Raw genomic sequence first — 16,127 nt, 5'->3', positions numbered from 1 at the left:
ACGGAAGTGGGGGGGCGGACCGGCATACGGTGATGCGATCGGTCCCGGCGGCCTCTCCACTGAAACTCGATGACCAGCTCTTCATGGGCGCGCCGGCACGATGCGATGGTCCCCTTCCCCAGTCCCCTGCCCGCCCGGAGCCCGTCCATGGAACCCACCGTCCACGCCTTTTCCGAACTGTTCGCTCAGCTGGGACTGCCGGACGATGCGGCCAGCATCCGTGCCTTCATCGCCACGCATGCGCCGCTGGCCGACGACATCCGCCTGGAGGAAGCGCCGTTCTGGACGCCGGCGCAGGCGCAGCTGCTGCGCGAGGAACGCATCGACGATGCCGACTGGGCGATCGTGGTCGACCAGCTCAACCTGGCGCTGCGCGCACCGGCGCACTGAGGCCGGCCGCAGCAGGCGACGCGGCGATCAGGCCTTGCGCAGGAACTCGGTCTTCAGCACCAGGCCCTTGATCTTCTCCGAGTGGCCTTCGATGTGCAGCGGGTCGTCTTCCACCAGGCGGATGTTGCGGATCACCGTGCCCTGCTTGAGCGGAATCGAGGAGCCCTTGACCTTGAGATCCTTGATCACGACCACGGTATCGCCTGCGGCCAGCAGGTTGCCGTTGCTGTCGCGCACCACCATGGCCTGCTCGGTCACCGGATCGGCGGTCCACTCGTGCCCGCAATCGGGACAGGTCCACAGCGCACCATCGATATAGGTGTTCTCAAGCCCGCACTGCGGGCAGCTCGGCAACGTAGGCACGACCGTTTTACTCGACGTCAGGGGCCGCACAGTTTACCCCGCGCCACCGACCGTGCCCGTGGCGCGGCTTCAGGCCGCCGTGTCGCCGGCTACTGCGGCTCGCCCGGTGGCGGCATCGATGCCGGGCGGGCGCAGCCGTTGATGGGCGTGCCGCCATCGATGACCAGGACTGCGCTGTACGGGAACTGCGCTCCGGACATCGAGTCCTGGCAGGGATCCGCCGTGACGGTGAGCTCGACCGCACCGCTGGCATCGACGGCGCGCACGGTGCGGGTATCGCCGGTGGTCTGGCTGCTGGCCACCGCCAGCTCCCGCTCGCCCTCGATTCCACGCAGCAGCAGGGACGGCCCCGGACCACGCACCTGCGCCTGCCAGAACGGCTCGTTGGTGGAGGCGACCAGCTCGCCGTCCAGTTCCGACTCCACTGCCGGCGCCGCAGCGTCGGGCATGGCGGTCGCGTCGGTCTCGGCCGCCGGCGCGGGGGTGGGCGTTGTTGTGATCCGGTCCTGGCAGGCGGCCATGGCGAGGCAGAGCGCGACGCCCAATGCGGTCCGGGTGGTGAACGGAAGCAGGTGCATGCAAGTTCTCCTCGGCGACGTTCGTCGCGCCGATCATGCGCCGGCCCCGTCGCCTGCGCCACTGCTCAGCGCGAAGCGGTGGCTTCCATGCCATCGGCCGGGTTGGCGACTAGCAGTTCATCCACCGGATAACCCAGGTCGCGCGCCTGCTCGACCAGCGCCGCGTAGCGCTCGGGGGCCAGGGCGGGTTCGCGCGACAGGATCCACAGGTGGTCCCGGTCGGGACCACCGACCATCGCCCAGCGGTACTCCGGATCCACCGCGATCACCCAGTATGGCGCCCAGGCCAGCGGCAGCCAGGAGGTCCAGCCGGGCGCGAAGCGCACCCGCAGCGACCCCGGCGCCCCGGGCACGGGCTGGGCGACGCCGACCGCCTCGATCCGCTCGCCGTCCTTGCGCACGCAGGTGTTGCGCACTTCAAGTGTGCCGTCTTCCCTCGGCGTGTACGTGGCGGTGGTATCGCGTGCGCACTTGCGCTGGAAGAACATGGGCAGGTGCGCGACCTGGTGCCAGGTGCCGGCATAACGCTGCAGGTCCAGCACCGGCACCGGCTTGTGCATCGGCGGTTGCGCCGCAGCCCTGCCGGGGACGGCCAGCAGGCAGGCCAGGCCCAGGGCGATCGTCGTGGAAGCGCGCATCAGGTGGCTCATGGGTTTCCGGATGGAAAAAGGTTGACAGGGCCGGCGTGACGGGACGGTGTCGCCGGTGTTATCGCGGCGTCACGTGACGGCCTACCGTGGATACGGTCACAGCTGCGACTCCACCGGCAGCACTCTCATCAGCCAGGCCTGCGCGCGTTGCGATGCGGTCGCCTCCGGCTCGCGGGTCCAGGTCGCGTCGCCATCGCTCCAGCGCAGGCGGCCCTGCGCGTCCAGGGTGGCTTTCCAGGCATGCGCAGGCGCGGTCTGCTGGGCGAACAGCGCGGCCAGCTCGGACGCCAGTGCCGGGTGCTCGACCAGGATGCCCTGCTCGCTGTTGAGCGAGGTCGAGCGCGGATCGAGGTTGTAGGAGCCGACGAAGATGGTCCCGTCATCGATCACCATCGCCTTGGTATGCAGGCTCGATCCCGATGAACCCTTCAGGCTGAAGTTGGCCGGACCGCCGCCGGGCTTGAGCTCCCATATCTCCACGCCCTGCTCCAGCAACGGGCGCCGGTAGCGGCTGTAGCCGCCATGCACCGCGGCGACGTCGTTGGCCGCCAGCGAGTTGGTCAGCACCTGCACCGTCGCCCCGCGCGCTTCCGCCGCCGCCAGTTCGGCGGTGCCGCGCGCGCCGGGCACGAAGTAAGGCGAGATGACCAGCAGCCGCCGGGCCGCCCGCTGCAGTTCCGGCAGCAGGACCTTGACCACTTCCGAGCGTTCCTCCGCCGGCAGCGTGGCCTTGAGCGGATCGTCGCTGACGAAACGCCAGCGTGGACTCCAGTGCAGCGCGCCGCCGCCTTCCAGCAGCCGCTGTACCTTGGGATCCTCGCGCAGCACCTGCGCGTACGGGCTGCCGTGCAGGTCGGCCGCGGCCTGTTCGAGCACGCCCCGCAGCGCCTGCAGGCGTTCGGGCGAGGACTGGTCCGGGGAAAGCTGGGCGATCGGATAGTTGGAAGGCGAATCCCAGAACCGCTCGAAGTTGCGCGCGACCTCGCCGACCGCCGGGCCGACGATCAGCAGGTCCAGGTCGACGAAGTTCGGGCCGTCGCTGGCGGCGAAGTACTCGTTGCCCAGGTTGCGGCCCCCGACCAGCGCCATGCGTCCATCGACGATCCAGCTCTTGTTGTGCATGCGGTGGTTGAGCCGCTTGAAGCCGGTGCCGAACTCGCCGGCCAGGCTGAGCGTGCCGGAGCGGCTGGCCAGCGGGTTGTAGAGCCGCACCTCGATCCGCGGGTGCGCATCGAGCGCGGCCAGGCCGGCATTCTTGGCCCGCGCATCCAGGTCGTCGGCGAGGATGCGCACGCGGACGCCGCGGTCGGCGGCCTGCAGCGCCTGCCGCGCCAGCATCCGCCCGGTGAGGTCGTCGTGCCAGATGTAGGTCTGGATGTCCACGCCGGTTACCGCGGCCTGGGCGCTGTAGGCACGCAAGGCATACGCTTCGGCGCCGTCGCCGACCAGGCGGAAACCCGATTGCCCCGGATGCGCCGCCTCGGCCGGCAGCGTGCGCTCGGCGATGGCGCCTTCGGTCGCCGGGGGCAGCAGCGCATCGGGAGGGGTTTCGGCGCGCGGCGGCAGTTGCGCGCAGCCGGCCAGGAGCGCCAGCGCCAGCCACGCGCAGGCGCGAGGGATGGACGGGCAGCGGACTGCCATCCTGCCGCGACGACGACCTTCGGCTCCCCGCATGGCCCCTCCCCCGGTGCCCGTGCCTTCCGGCGCACCCCTGCGATGGCGCCGTGAGCGGTGAATAGCACATCCGCCGCCGACAATCCCGCACCCCGCGCATGCGCCGTCCATGTCACATCCCGGTTTGACCCGCGCGGCCGTCCGCGTGGCGCCGCTGCCCGCGGCGGGCGATCGTTGGCGGACGGGACGCCCGGTTCAGGCGCCGAAGCGCAGCAGCCGGTAGGTGTACAGGCCCAGTGCGGTGAGCAGCAGCGAGCCGAACAGGTGCGCCGCCACGCCGAGCAGCGCGGTTCCGTACTGCTGCCGGGTCAGGTGCTGGACGATCTCGGCGGAGAAGGTCGAGAACGTGGTCAGCCCGCCCAGCAGTCCGGTGACCAGGAACAGCCGCCACTCCGGCGACACGCCGGGCCGGTAGGTGATCCACCCCAGCGCGATGCCGATCACGTAACCGCCGACCAGGTTGGCAGCGAGTGTCCCCAGCGGGATCGGGCTGCGCGACGGATTGAGCCAGACCGAAAGGCCCCAGCGCATCCACGCGCCGATCGCCGCGCCGGTGCCCACCGCGATGAAGGAACGAACCATGTCCACTGCCCTGCTCCGTGCCCGTGCCTGTCCGGCAGCCTGAGGCCAAGCGTAGCGGATCAGTCGCCGGACGGGCGGCGCGCCTGGCTGCGCGCGGCGCGCAGCCGGTCGAGCTTGTCCTTGAGCTTGATCTCCAGGCCCCGCTCGACCGGTTCGTAGTACACGCGCTCGCCCATCGCGTCCGGGAACCCGGTCTGGTCCAGGGCGATCCCGCCCGCGGCGTCGTGGTCGTACTGGTAGCCCCTGGAGTAGCCCAGCTGCTTCATCAGCTTCGTGGGCGCGTTGCGCAGGTGCAGCGGGACCTCGGCGGTGCCGTACTGGCGCACGTCCGCCCTGGCCGCGTTGTAGGCGTTGTAGGCGGCGTTGGACTTGGCGGTGCTGGCCAGGTAGATCGCGACCTGGGCCAAGGCCAGGTCGCCTTCCGGGCTGCCCAGGCGCTCGTAGGTGTCCCAGGCGTCGACCGACATCTGCAGCGCGCGCGGGTCGGCCAGGCCGATGTCCTCCACCGCCATCCGGGTCAGGCGCCGCGCCAGGTAGGCCGGATCGCAGCCGCCGTCGAGCATCCGCGCCAGCCAGTACACCGCCGCGTCGGGATTGGAGCTGCGCACCGACTTGTGCAGCGCGGAGATCTGGTCGTAGAACTGTTCGCCGCCCTTGTCGAAACGGCGGGTGCGATCGGCCAGCACCTGCATCAGGGTCGCCTCGGTGACGCGGCCGCCCTCGTCGGCGGCCAGCTCGGCGGCGATTTCCAGCAGGGTCAGTGCGCGGCGTACGTCGCCATCGGCCGCGCCGGCGATCTCGCGCAGCAGCGCATTTTCCACTTCGATGCCCTGCCCGCCCAGGCCACGTTCGCCGTCCTCCAGCGCCCGCCGCAGCGCATCGGCGATGTCGTCCACCGACACCGCTTCCATCACGTGCACGCGGCAGCGCGACAGCAGCGCCGAGTTCAGTTCGAACGACGGGTTCTCGGTGGTGGCGCCGACAAAGACGATACTGCCGCGCTCGATGTGCGGCAGGAACGCGTCCTGCTGGCCCTTGTTGAACCGGTGCACCTCGTCCACGAACAGGACAGTGCGGCGCCCCTCGGCGAAGCGCTGCGCCGCTTCGGCCAGCACCTGGCGCACGTCCGGCAGGCCTGACAGCACCGCCGAGATCGCCCGGAAATCGGCGTCGGCATAGCGGGCCAGCAGCAGCGCGAGGGTGGTCTTGCCGCACCCCGGCGGGCCCCACAGCACCATCGAATGCACGCGGCCCGATTCGACCGCCCGGCGCAGCGCAGAGCCCGGTGCCAGCAGGCGGCGCTGGCCGACCATCTCGTCCAGGCTGCGCGGCCGCATGCGCTCGGCCAGCGGACGCATGGCGTCCTGGCGCCCGCTGTCCACGGCCAGCAGGCCGTCATCGGACCCGGGGGAAGAAGCGTTTCGGCGCGCGCGGCTCATCGCGCCATCCTAGCGCCTGGCCTCACCGGGACGCCTGGTTGCGCAGGCCGGCCGGACCTGGGATCGGCGTGGCCCGGTCACTGGCCGACGACGTCGACATCCTCGCCCGGCTTGAACTGGAAGGTGCCCGCGGCGAAGGCCGGGTTGCGCTTCCAGGCCTCGAAGCGGATCTCGGTCTTCTGCCCGACCAGGTCCAGCACCTGCATCCGGGCCAGGCCCTGCGCGCCGAAACCCAGCCGCGCCATCTGGAAGTTGGCCTGCGCGTCGACCTTCGGGGTCAGGGTCAGCCACTGCAGGCCATCGCTGGCGGCGGCTTCCTCGCTGACGTCGAACTGCTGGTCCAGGCGCTTGGGATCGAACAGCGCCACCAGCGGGCTGTTGCGCTCCTCCTCGCCCTGCGGCCGCACCGTGGCCTGCTGCAGGTCCGGCTCATAGACCCAGACCTTCTGCCCGTCGGCCACGATCAGCTGCGCGAACGGCTTGACGTATTCCCAGCGGAACAGCCGCGGCGCCGACACGGCCACGCTGCCGGCGCTGCTTTCCTTGGCCCGGCCGTTGGCATCGAAGACCTGCTGGCTGAACTTCCCTTCCAGGCCCTTGAGCCCGGTGGTGAACCGGGCCAGGTCCTCGCGGGCGCCCGCGAAAGCGTGGCCGGCCAGGAGCAGGCCCAGGCCGATGCCGGCGGCGAGGCGGAGAGCGGTGCGCGATATGCGGTGCATGGCGTGATCGACGGAGGATGGATGGCGGAAGTGTGCGGATAGGAAGCTGAACAGGCGTGGATGCCCGGGTGTTGGCAGATGGCGTGGGCGGACGGCGTGGACGGAACGCCAATGGAAGCTGCCGTGCAAGCTCGGCCGGCGCCCCCTTTCGTAGAGCGGGGCTCCCCCCGCTGCCCGTCCCCGCCCGGTCAGTCGCGCGGCGGCGGCGGCGCCAGCACGCTGCGGTCGCCGTTGTGCTCGGGCCCGCTGACCACGCCCGCCGCTTCCATCGCCTCGATCAGGCGTGCGGCGCGGTTGTAGCCGATCTTCAGCCGCCTCTGCACTCCGGAAATGGACGCGCGGCGGGTCTCGGTGACGATCCGCACCGCCTCGTCGTACAGCGGGTCGGACTCGTCGCCGCCGCCGCCGGATTCGGGCAGGCCGGTGGCGCCGACGACCACGCCATCGCCCATGGTCTGCAGTTCGTCCAGCACGCCCTCGATGTAGTCGGCGCGGCCGCTGGCCTTCAGGTGCTCGACGACGCGGTGCACCTCGTCGTCGCTGACGAAGGCGCCGTGGATGCGCTCGGGCATGGCCGTGCCCGGCGGCAGGTAGAGCATGTCGCCGTGGCCGAGCAGGGTCTCGGCGCCGGACTGGTCCAGGATCGTGCGCGAGTCGATCTTGCTCGACACCTGGAAGGCGATGCGGGTCGGGATGTTGGCCTTGATCAGGCCGGTGATGACGTCCACCGACGGGCGCTGGGTGGCCAGGATCAGGTGGATGCCGGCCGCGCGCGCCTTCTGCGCCAGCCGCGCGATGAGTTCCTCGACCTTCTTGCCGACGATCATCATCATGTCGGCGAATTCGTCGATGAAGATGACGATGAACGGCAGCGGTTCCAGCGGACGCGGCGCCTCGCCCAGTTCCGGGTTCGGCTTGAACAGCGGGTCCATCAGCGGCTGGCCGGCGTCCTGCGCGTCGTGGACCTTCTTGTTGAAGCCGGCCAGGTTGCGCACGCCGACCGCGCTCATCAGCTTGTAGCGGCGCTCCATCTCCGCCACGCACCAGCGCAGGCCGTTGGCGGCCTCCTTCATGTCGGTGACCACCGGCGCCAGCAGGTGCGGGATGTCCTGGTAGACGCTCAGCTCGAGCATCTTCGGATCGATCATCAGCATCCGCAGGTCTTTCGGGCTGGCCTTGTACAGCAGGCTCAGGACCATGGCGTTGACCGCCACCGACTTGCCCGAGCCGGTGGTGCCGGCGACCAGCAGGTGCGGCATGCGCGCCAGGTCGGCCACCGTCGGCCGGCCGGCGATGTCCTTGCCCAGGGCCAGGGTCAGCGGGCTGGCGGACCTGTCGTATTCCTTCGAGCGCAGCAGCTCGGAGAGGAAGATCATCTCGCGGCTGGTGTTGGGGATCTCCAGGCCGATCACCGACTTGCCCGGGATCACGTCGACCACGCGCACCGACTTCACCGACAGGCCGCGGGCGATGTCCTTGTCCAGCGAACTGATCTGGCTGACCTTCACGCCCGGCGCCGGCTCCATCTCGAAGCGGGTGATCACCGGGCCGGGATAGGCGCCGACGACCTGCGCGTCGATGCGGAAGTCCTTGAGCTTGAATTCGATCTGCCGCGACAGCGTTTCCAGGGTCTCCTCGGAGTAGCCCTTGGTCTGCGGCTTGGGGTCGTCGAGCAGGGCCAGCGGCGGCAGGCCGTCGGCGGTGCCGCCGGTGCCCTGGAACAGCGGGATCTGGGTCTCGCGCTTGGCCCGCTCGCTCTTCTCCACCACCGGCGCGGCCGGCGGTTCGATCCGCACCGGTTCACGCCGGGCCTGCCTGACCGCATCGGTCTTGCGGACCTCCTCGCGCTCCTCGCGCAGGTCGCGGGTGCGCTTCCACTCCTCGGCCTGCTGGGTCTTGCGCCGCAGCAGGTCCGGCAGCGCCAGCACTCCGGCGCCGATCCGCTCCATCACCCAGAACCAGGACAGGCCGGTGGCCAGGGTGATGGAGACCAGCAGCAGGACGACCAGGAACAGGTTCGCGCCCAGGGCACCGAAGCCCGCCGCCAGCGACTGCCCGACCAGCCGCCCGATGACGCCGCCGGCCTGGCCGACGTCGCCCGCGTGCAGGCGCAGGTGCAGCAGCCCGGTGAGCGCGATCAGGAACGCGACGATCCCGACCAGGCGCAGGGCCGGCCCGAGTTCGTCCTCCTCGCCCAGCCCGAACAGCGCGATCCAGGCGATCGCGCCGAGGATCACCGGCAACACGAAGGCGGCGTAGCCGAACAGCTGGATCAGGATGTCGGCGATATACGCGCCGGCCAGGCCGCCGAGGTTCTGCACCTGGCCTGTCACGCTGCCGCTGTTGGACCAGCCGGGATCGTCCGGCGAATAGCTCACCAGGCACGCCAGCAGGTACAGCAGCAGCGGCGCGATCACGATCAGGGCCAGGTCGCGCCACAGCCGTTGCCGTCGCGGGCTGGCGGCGTCGCGCTCGGCGCGCGCAGCGTTGCCGCGGCTGGACTTGCTGCGTTCCGTCAATGCCTTGGCCACGTCGACGTTTCGATCCCCGGGTCTGGAACTGCTCGCAGAATGCGATGTTAGGCCTTGATCTTAAATGCTTCTGTCGCCGATTGCCTAGCCGCCGTGCCGGCCGGCGGCGGCGACGGGCCGCCGCGCCGGCAGGATCGCCGCCGCCGGCGGCACCGAGCGGTTGCGCCCCCGCACGCGGGAGTTCCCGGCGCGCTCGCCGGGGAAGCCGAGCCCCGCCCTGGCGTCCCAGCGTTCCGTCCTTCGCCTTGATTCACCCCGGTGCGGCCTCCACTCTATGCGCTGCTTCCCACTCGTCGCCACGGACTGCATGACCACCAAGCACTCGCGCCTGCTCATCCTCGGTTCCGGCCCCGCCGGCTGGACCGCCGCCGTCTATGCCGCGCGCGCCAACCTCAAGCCGGTGGTGATCACCGGCCTGCAGCAGGGCGGCCAGCTGATGACCACCACCGAGGTCGACAACTGGCCCGGGGACGCCCACGGCCTGATGGGCCCGGACCTGATGGCGCGCATGCAGGCCCACGCCGAGCGCTTCGATACCGAGGTCATCTTCGACCACATCCACACCGCCGACCTGTCGAAGCGGCCGTTCACCCTGTCCGGCGACAACGCCACCTATACCTGCGACGCGCTGATCATCGCCACGGGCGCGACCGCCAAGTACCTGGGCATCGAGTCGGAGGAGAAGTTCAAGGGGCGCGGCGTATCGGCCTGCGCGACCTGCGACGGGTTCTTCTACAAGGACCAGGACGTGGTCGTGGTCGGCGGCGGCAACACCGCCGTGGAAGAGGCGCTGTACCTGTCCAACATCGCCCGCAAGGTCTACCTGGTCCACCGCCGCGACACGCTGCGCGCGGAGAAGATCATGCAGGACAAGCTGTTCGCGAAGGTCGAGGCCGGCAGGATCGAGCCGGTATGGCACCACACCATCGACGAGGTGCTGGGCGACGACGCCGGCGTGACCGGGGTGCGGGTCAGGTCCACGCTCGACGGCAGCACCCGCGACCTCGCCGCGCACGGCTTCTTCGTGGCCATCGGCCACCATCCCAACACCGGCCTGTTCGAGGGCCAGCTGGCGATGGACAACGGCTACCTGGAGATCCGCTCCGGCCTGGGCGGCAACGCCACCGAGACCTCGGTGGCAGGCGTGTTCGCCGCCGGCGACGTCGCCGACCAGCATTATCGCCAGGCCATCACCTCGGCCGGCTTCGGCTGCATGGCCGCGCTGGACGCCGAGCGCTTCCTCGACAAGGGCGAGTAGCCGCCCTTGCATGCCGCCCCGTCGGTGGTTTGCGCGGCGGCGGGCGCCCGGTCATGCACAGCCGGGCCGGGCGTTGCGGAGCGCGTGGTGCGCCATGGACGGCGACACATCCGCCTGGAGAGGCAGGGGCTGCCGGGATAAATGAAAGCCTCTTCCCCGTTCGCGAATCCGCAGACCCCGCCTTGATGCCGACCGTACGCATCCTCGATTCGCTGGCGCAGGTTCCCGCCGCTGACTGGGACGCGCTGGACGACAGCGGCAACCCCTTCGTCCGCCATGCCTTCCTCGAAGGCCTGGAGCGGCACGGCTGCCTGCGTGCCGACTGGGGCTGGACCCCGCGCCACCTGACGCTCTGGGAGGGCGGACGGTTGCTCGCCGCCGCGCCTGGCTACCTCAAGACCAACTCGCACGGCGAGTTCGTGTTCGACCATGCCTGGGCCAACGCCTATGCGCGGCATGGGCTGGACTACTACCCCAAGTGGCTGTTCGCGGTGCCCTACTCTCCGGTGACCGGGCCGCGCCTGCTCGCCGGCGGCGAAGCGGTGCGACGCGCCCTGCTGGAGGCGATCGCGCGCCAGGCCGACGAGGACGGCCTGCCTTCGGCCCACGTCAATTTCCACACCCAGGACGAGGACGCCCTGTTCGATGCCCGGTGGTTGCCGCGCATCGACGTGCAGTACCACTGGCACAACCGCGACGGCTGGGCGGATTTCCCCGGTTTCCTGGCGGCGATGGACCACAGGCACCGCAAGAACATCCGCCAGGAGCGGGCGCGGGTGGCCCGCGCGGGAGTGGAGTTCCGGCGCCTGCACGGCGACGAGGCGGGTCCGGCCGAGCTGGACCTCATCCACCACTTCTACCTGCAGACCTTCCGGGAGTACGGGAACGCGCCAGCCCTGACCCGGGAATTCATCTCGCATATTGCGCGAGAAATGTCTCGTAACTTTATGATTGTTATTGCATATCATGCGGGGCAGGCCGTCGCCGGGGCGCTCTTCCTGCGTGGCCGCGATACGCTCTATGGTCGGTACTGGGGCAGCGACGCAGTGCTGCCGGGGCTGCACTTCGAGACCTGCTATTACCAGGGCATCGAGTACTGCCTGGAACAGGGCCTGGCCCGTTTTGAACCCGGCGCCCAGGGCGAGCACAAGCTGGCCCGGGGGTTCCTTCCCGCGTTCGTGCGCAGCCGGCACCGCATCGCCGATCCGCGGTTCCAGCCGGCCCTGCGCGACTGGTGCCAGGAAGAGGCGCGCTCGGTCCGGCGTTACGCGGCGGCACTGGCCACGCGCGGGCCGTTCCGCGACCCGCCCTGAGCCGCCGCCCCCTCCCTACAATCCACCATGGCCCGACGCCCCGTCCTCCTGTCCGGCGATCCCCATGCCCCCTTCCCCGACGTGTCGCTGGCGCTGCGGCAGCCGGACGGGCTGCTGGCGGTGGGTGGCGACCTGTCGGTCCCGCGCCTGCTGGCGGCTTACCGCAGTGGCATCTTTCCCTGGTACTCGGAGGGCCAGCCGATCCTGTGGTGGAGTCCCGACCCGCGGACGGTGTTCCGCACCGGCGCGGTGCATCTGTCCTCGCGCTTCCGCCGCGAACTGCGCCGCCTGCGCTGGCAGGTGCGGGCCGATACCGCCTTCGACGCGGTGGTCGCCGCCTGCGCCGCGATGCCGCGGCCCGGACAGGACGGCACCTGGATCGTCCCCGGGATGCGCCGTGCCTACGCGCACCTGCATCGCCTGGGACATGCGCATTCAATCGAGGTCTTCGACGAGGAGGGGCGGCTCGCCGGCGGGATCTACGGCGTGGCGATCGGCCGGATGTTCTTCGGCGAGAGCATGTTCAGCGCACGCAGCGGCGGCTCCAAGGTCGCGCTGGCGGCACTGGCGCGATGGCTGGACGAACGGGGCTGGCCGCTGATCGACGCGCAGGTGGGCAACCCGCACCTGGAATCGCTTGGCGCCGAGGCGTGGCCCCGCGCCCGCTTCATGGACGCGCTGGCTGCGCTCACCGCCGCCCCGGGCCTCGGCGGCAGCTGGACCGGCGAATTCGGGACCATTCCGGCCTCGGGGCTGGCCGGACCGACGGCTGATTAACATAATTTTTGCCTTCGGCGCCAGTCTCGCGTAAAATGCGCGGCTTTCCGCCCGCCCGCCCCCTGACTGGAACCGCATGTCGAAAGACGACTCCATCGAGTTCGAAGGCACCGTCATCGAGACGCTGCCCAACACCACGTTCCGGGTTCGCCTGGAGAACGGGCACGAGATCATCGCCCACATCTCCGGGCGCATGCGCAAGAACTACATCCGCATCCTCACCGGCGACAAGGTGAAGGTCGAGATGACCCCGTACGACCTGACCAAGGGCCGTATCACCTACCGAATGAAGTGATGCGCGGCCTTGCGCCGCGGCATCCAGCAAAGGCGGCCGATGGCCGCCTTTTTTTTGCCGTGCGCCGGCGCGCCGGACCACGCCGTTCGCACTGACGCAGGCACGTCGATGTGCAGCGCACATGAACAACGCATTACCGAAACGGCATCCATGACCTTGGTCATTGTCACCACAGGCAGGTCCGGAAACGCATCAGCGGCCATAGCCTTGTGCGCGTCCAATCCGGACCACCCCGAGCCCCTATAAGCCATGAACATCAAGCGTCTTTGCACTGCAGCGCTGCTCGCCGGCGCCGCCTTCGCCGCCAATGCCGCCGACAACACCCCGATCGCCGACTGCGTCGACCTGGGCGCGAACCAGGAGATCGTGCGTTCGGGTGGCGCGCAGAGCATGCTGCTGCGCGACGGCGATACGCACTACCTGGTCGGCTTCCGCGGCGATTGCAGCTCGCTGGCCACCGCCTCGAGGATCGAGATCAGCACCGATGGCACGGCCAACCGCCTGTGCCCGAAGGGCACCAAGGTCAAGACCAACCGCGCCACCTGCAGCGTCGGCAAGGTCGAGGCGATCGACGCCGAGCAGTTCGCTGCCGGCAAGAAGCGCACCTCGCGCTGATCGAGGACCTTATCCCGGCGTCGCCCGCCGCCCACTCGTCGTGGCGGCGGACGATGGCGTGGAGAAGAGTGCCGCCGCTGGCGCCAGCTGCCAGCGGCGGCTTTTTTTATCGCGACCGCGCGCCGGGACTAGACAGTCGCCGGCAACAGCCGCTCCGGCTCGGACTGGCTTTCGACCACCAGCTGGCCGTCGACCACGTCGATGTTGACCCGGCCGCCATCGACCAGCTTGCCGAACAGCAGCTCGTCGGCCAGCGGTCGCTTGATCCGGTCCTGGATGACGCGGGCCATCGGCCGCGCGCCCATCAGCGGGTCGAAACCGTGCTGGGCCAGCCACTCGCGCGCCGTCGGCGAGGCGGTCAACGCCACGTGCTTCTCGTTGAGCTGCATCTCCAGCTCGATCAGGAACTTGTCGACCACGCGCAGGATGTGCTCGAAGCCCAGCGGCTGGAACTGCACCACCGCGTCGAGGCGGTTGCGGAATTCCGGGCTGAAGCTGCGGCGGATCACCTCCATCGCGTCGGTCGAGTGGTCCTGCCGGGTGAAGCCGATCGAGCGCCGCGAAGCCTGGGCCGCCCCTGCATTCGTGGTCATCACGATCACTACATTCTTGAAGTTGGCCTCGCGCCCGTTGGTATCGGTCAGCACGCCGCGGTCCATGACCTGCAGCAGGATGTTGAAGATGTCCGGGTGCGCCTTCTCGACCTCGTCCAGCAGCAGCACGCAGTGCGGGGTCTTGACGATCTTCTCGGTCAGCAGGCCGCCCTGGTCGAAGCCGACGTAACCCGGGGGCGCGCCGATCAGGCGCGAGACCGAGTGCGGCTCCATGTATTCGGACATGTCGAAGCGCACCAGCTCGATGCCCAGCTGCAGCGCCAGCTGCTTGGTCACCTCGGTCTTGCCCACGCCGGTCGGGCCGGCGAACAGGAAGTTGCCGATCGGCTTGTCCGGGTTGCCCAGGCCGCTGCGGGCGAGCTTGATCGCCGAGGCCAGGGTCTCGATCGCCGGGTCCTGGCCGAAGATCACCATCTTCAGGTTGCGCTCCAGGTGCTGGAGCACGTCCTTGTCGGTGGCGCTGACCTGCTTGGCCGGGATCCGCGCCATCTTGGCCACGATGGTCTCGATCTCCTCGACGTCGATCAGCTCCTTGCGCGTCTCCAGCGGCAGCAGCCGCTGGCGCGCGCCGGCCTCGTCGATCACGTCGATGGCCTTGTCGGGCAGCAGCCGGTCGGCGATGTGCTTGACCGACAGGTCCACCGCCGCCTGCAGCGCCTCGTCGGCGTAGGTCACGCCGTGGTGCGCCTCGTAGCGGGGCTTGAGGCCCTGCAGGATCTCGTAGGCCTCGCCCACCGTCGGCTCGACGATGTCGATCTTCTGGAAGCGGCGGGCCAGGGCCCGGTCCTTCTCGAAGATGCCGCGGTATTCCTGGAAGGTGGTCGATCCGATACAGCGCAGCTCGCCGGAAGCCAGCGCCGGCTTGATCAGGTTGGACGCGTCCATGGTCCCGCCCGACGCCGAACCGGCGCCGATGATGGTATGGATCTCGTCGATGAACAGGATCGCGCCGGGAATCTTCTTGATCGAGCTCAGCACGCCCTTGAGCCGCTTCTCGAAATCGCCGCGGTACTTGGTCCCGGCCACCAGCGCGCCCAGGTCGAGCGCGTAGATCACCGCGTCCGACAGCACGTCGGGCACCTCTCCCTCGACGATGCGCTTGGCCAGGCCCTCGGCGATCGCGGTCTTGCCCACGCCGGCCTCGCCCACGTACAGGGGGTTGTTCTTGCGCCGGCGGCACAGCACCTGGATCGTGCGCTCGATCTCGTCGGCGCGGCCGACCAGCGGGTCGATCTTGCCGATCCGGGCCTGCTCGTTGAGGTTGGTGGCGTATTCGGCCAGGGCATCGCCCTTGCCCTCGCCGTCGCCGCCTTCGGCCTTGCCCTCGCCTTCGCCGGGCGCGGGCTGGCCGCCGTCCTGCTCGTCGCCGAGCTTGGCGATGCCGTGGGACAGGTAGTTGACGACGTCCAGCCGGGTGACGTCCTGCTGGGTCAGGAAATAGACCGCATGCGAGTCCTTCTCGCCGAAGATCGCCACCAGCACGTTGGCGCCGGTGACCTCCTTCTTGCCCGAGGACTGGACGTGGTAGACCGCCCGCTGCAGCACCCGCTGGAAGCCCAGCGTGGGCTGGGTGTCGCGGCCGTCGTCCTCGGCCAGGCGCGAGACCGAGGCCTCGATGGCCTGGTCGAGTTCGCCGCGCAGGCGGTTGGAATCGGCGCCGCAGGCCCGCAGCACCGCCTGGGCGGACGGGTTGTCGAGCAGCGCCAGCAGCAGGTGCTCGACCGTCATGAATTCATGGCGTGCTTCGCGTGCGCGCTTGTAGCACTGGCCGATGGTCTGTTCGAGGTCTTTGCTGAACATGGCGGACTCCGTGAGATGCCAACAATATGCGGCCTGTCGTCCGGAATTCCACAGTGCCGGCGGATCGCAGCGTTCAGCCGGCGGCATGGCCCGGGCCGCCGGCCCTGGCCCCCGCCCCGGCGAGGCGACATCCCGGGGTCAGGCCTTCTCCATGGTGCAAAGCAGCGGGTGCTGGTTCATCCGCGAGAACTCGTTGACCTGGGCCACCTTGGATTCGGCCACTTCGCGCGTGAAGACCCCGCAGACGCCGCGCCCGCGGGTATGGACGTGGAGCATGACCTGGGTGGCCTGCTCCAGGTCCAGGCTGAAGAACTGCTGCAGGACCGCCACCACGAAGTCCATCGGGGTGTAGTCGTCGTTGAGGAGGACCACCTGGTACATCGGCGGCGGGGCGACTTCCGGCTTGCCGGGATCGACCAGCGCGCCGTGCTCGTGTTCGTGTCGTGGGGTGTGGGGCATGCCCCGATTATACGGGCGCCTCCGCGATGGACTCGATCGCGCCGGCTGCCGGACAATGGCTGCGACCCGC

Annotated in this window: 17 protein-coding genes; 6 read left to right on the top strand and 11 right to left on the bottom strand. The window is 69.7% G+C overall.

Features of this window, described 5'->3' with window-relative positions; all coding sequences use genetic code 11:
* Window positions 1–147: 147 nt before the first annotated feature.
* Window positions 148–390, top strand: a complete 243-nt coding sequence (locus CSC66_RS00820) for a DUF2789 domain-containing protein (RefSeq protein ID WP_162375390.1) — start codon at window positions 148–150, stop codon at window positions 388–390.
* Window positions 391–417: 27 nt separating this feature from the next.
* Here CSC66_RS00820 and CSC66_RS00815 read toward each other — a convergent pair whose 3' ends face one another.
* The 8 genes from CSC66_RS00815 to CSC66_RS00780 all read right to left on the bottom strand — a co-directional run bounded on the left by CSC66_RS00815 (window position 418) and on the right by CSC66_RS00780 (window position 8,926).
* Window positions 418–753, bottom strand: a complete 336-nt coding sequence (locus tag CSC66_RS00815; protein WP_162375389.1) for a zinc ribbon domain-containing protein YjdM — start codon at window positions 751–753, stop codon at window positions 418–420.
* Window positions 754–842: 89 nt separating this feature from the next.
* On the bottom strand, window positions 843–1,331 hold the full coding sequence (locus CSC66_RS00810; protein ID WP_162375388.1) for a hypothetical protein: 489 nt from the start codon (window positions 1,329–1,331) through the stop codon (window positions 843–845).
* A 65-nt stretch (window positions 1,332–1,396) separates the two neighbouring features.
* Window positions 1,397–1,981 carry a lipocalin family protein gene (locus CSC66_RS00805; protein ID WP_379655845.1) on the bottom strand — a complete coding sequence of 195 codons (585 nt, stop codon included), beginning with the start codon at window positions 1,979–1,981 and terminating at the stop codon, window positions 1,397–1,399.
* Between the two features lie 96 nt (window positions 1,982–2,077).
* Window positions 2,078–3,622 carry a phospholipase D family protein gene (locus CSC66_RS00800; protein WP_162375387.1) on the bottom strand — a complete coding sequence of 515 codons (1,545 nt, stop codon included), beginning with the start codon at window positions 3,620–3,622 and terminating at the stop codon, window positions 2,078–2,080.
* Between the two features lie 228 nt (window positions 3,623–3,850).
* Window positions 3,851–4,237 carry a fluoride efflux transporter CrcB gene (gene crcB, locus CSC66_RS00795; RefSeq protein ID WP_162375386.1) on the bottom strand — a complete coding sequence of 129 codons (387 nt, stop codon included), beginning with the start codon at window positions 4,235–4,237 and terminating at the stop codon, window positions 3,851–3,853.
* A 59-nt stretch (window positions 4,238–4,296) separates the two neighbouring features.
* Window positions 4,297–5,676 (bottom strand): replication-associated recombination protein A, encoded by a 1,380-nt coding sequence (locus tag CSC66_RS00790; RefSeq protein ID WP_162375385.1) that lies wholly within the window; start codon window positions 5,674–5,676, stop codon window positions 4,297–4,299.
* A 77-nt stretch (window positions 5,677–5,753) separates the two neighbouring features.
* Complete coding sequence (gene lolA / locus CSC66_RS00785) at window positions 5,754–6,395, bottom strand: outer membrane lipoprotein periplasmic chaperone LolA (protein WP_162375384.1); 642 nt, start codon at window positions 6,393–6,395, stop codon at window positions 5,754–5,756.
* A 188-nt stretch (window positions 6,396–6,583) separates the two neighbouring features.
* Window positions 6,584–8,926, bottom strand: coding sequence for a DNA translocase FtsK (locus tag CSC66_RS00780; protein ID WP_162375383.1), 2,343 nt, complete (start codon window positions 8,924–8,926; stop codon window positions 6,584–6,586).
* A 307-nt stretch (window positions 8,927–9,233) separates the two neighbouring features.
* Between CSC66_RS00780 and trxB the strand changes: the two genes are divergently transcribed.
* The 4 genes from trxB (at window position 9,234) to infA (ending at window position 12,569) form a co-directional block, all read left to right on the top strand.
* Window positions 9,234–10,184: a thioredoxin-disulfide reductase gene (gene trxB / locus CSC66_RS00775; RefSeq protein WP_162375382.1), complete on the top strand. Its 951-nt coding sequence runs from the start codon at window positions 9,234–9,236 to the stop codon at window positions 10,182–10,184.
* A gap of 185 nt (window positions 10,185–10,369) precedes the next feature.
* Entirely contained in the window at window positions 10,370–11,497 is a 1,128-nt protein-coding gene (locus CSC66_RS00770; protein ID WP_162375381.1) for a GNAT family N-acetyltransferase, read from the top strand.
* A gap of 27 nt (window positions 11,498–11,524) precedes the next feature.
* A complete protein-coding gene (gene aat / locus CSC66_RS00765; RefSeq protein ID WP_162375380.1) occupies window positions 11,525–12,274 on the top strand; it encodes a leucyl/phenylalanyl-tRNA--protein transferase in 750 nt (249 codons plus the stop codon).
* Window positions 12,275–12,350: 76 nt separating this feature from the next.
* A complete protein-coding gene (infA, locus tag CSC66_RS00760; protein ID WP_052633646.1) occupies window positions 12,351–12,569 on the top strand; it encodes a translation initiation factor IF-1 in 219 nt (72 codons plus the stop codon).
* Here infA and CSC66_RS00755 read toward each other — a convergent pair.
* Window positions 12,554–12,790 carry a hypothetical protein gene (locus tag CSC66_RS00755; RefSeq protein WP_162375379.1) on the bottom strand — a complete coding sequence of 79 codons (237 nt, stop codon included), beginning with the start codon at window positions 12,788–12,790 and terminating at the stop codon, window positions 12,554–12,556. The two genes, infA and CSC66_RS00755, sit on opposite strands and share 16 nt — an antisense overlap.
* A 28-nt stretch (window positions 12,791–12,818) precedes the next feature.
* Between CSC66_RS00755 and CSC66_RS00750 the strand changes: the two genes are divergently transcribed.
* Complete coding sequence (locus CSC66_RS00750; RefSeq protein WP_162375378.1) at window positions 12,819–13,184, top strand: hypothetical protein; 366 nt, start codon at window positions 12,819–12,821, stop codon at window positions 13,182–13,184.
* A 128-nt stretch (window positions 13,185–13,312) separates the two neighbouring features.
* Here CSC66_RS00750 and clpA read toward each other — a convergent pair whose 3' ends face one another.
* Both clpA and clpS read right to left on the bottom strand, forming a co-directional pair.
* A complete protein-coding gene (gene clpA / locus CSC66_RS00745) occupies window positions 13,313–15,598 on the bottom strand; it encodes an ATP-dependent Clp protease ATP-binding subunit ClpA (protein WP_162375377.1) in 2,286 nt (761 codons plus the stop codon).
* A gap of 138 nt (window positions 15,599–15,736) precedes the next feature.
* Window positions 15,737–16,057 (bottom strand): ATP-dependent Clp protease adapter ClpS, encoded by a 321-nt coding sequence (clpS, locus tag CSC66_RS00740; RefSeq protein WP_162375376.1) that lies wholly within the window; start codon window positions 16,055–16,057, stop codon window positions 15,737–15,739.
* Window positions 16,058–16,127: the final 70 nt, after the last annotated feature.

Origin of the sequence: Pseudoxanthomonas kaohsiungensis (assembly GCF_010211765.1) — a bacterium.
In the GTDB taxonomy this organism is placed as follows: Bacteria; Pseudomonadota; Gammaproteobacteria; order Xanthomonadales; family Xanthomonadaceae; genus Pseudoxanthomonas; species Pseudoxanthomonas kaohsiungensis.
Note: the sequence above shows the minus strand (reverse complement) of the source record. Positions and strands in the feature narration are given on the sequence as shown.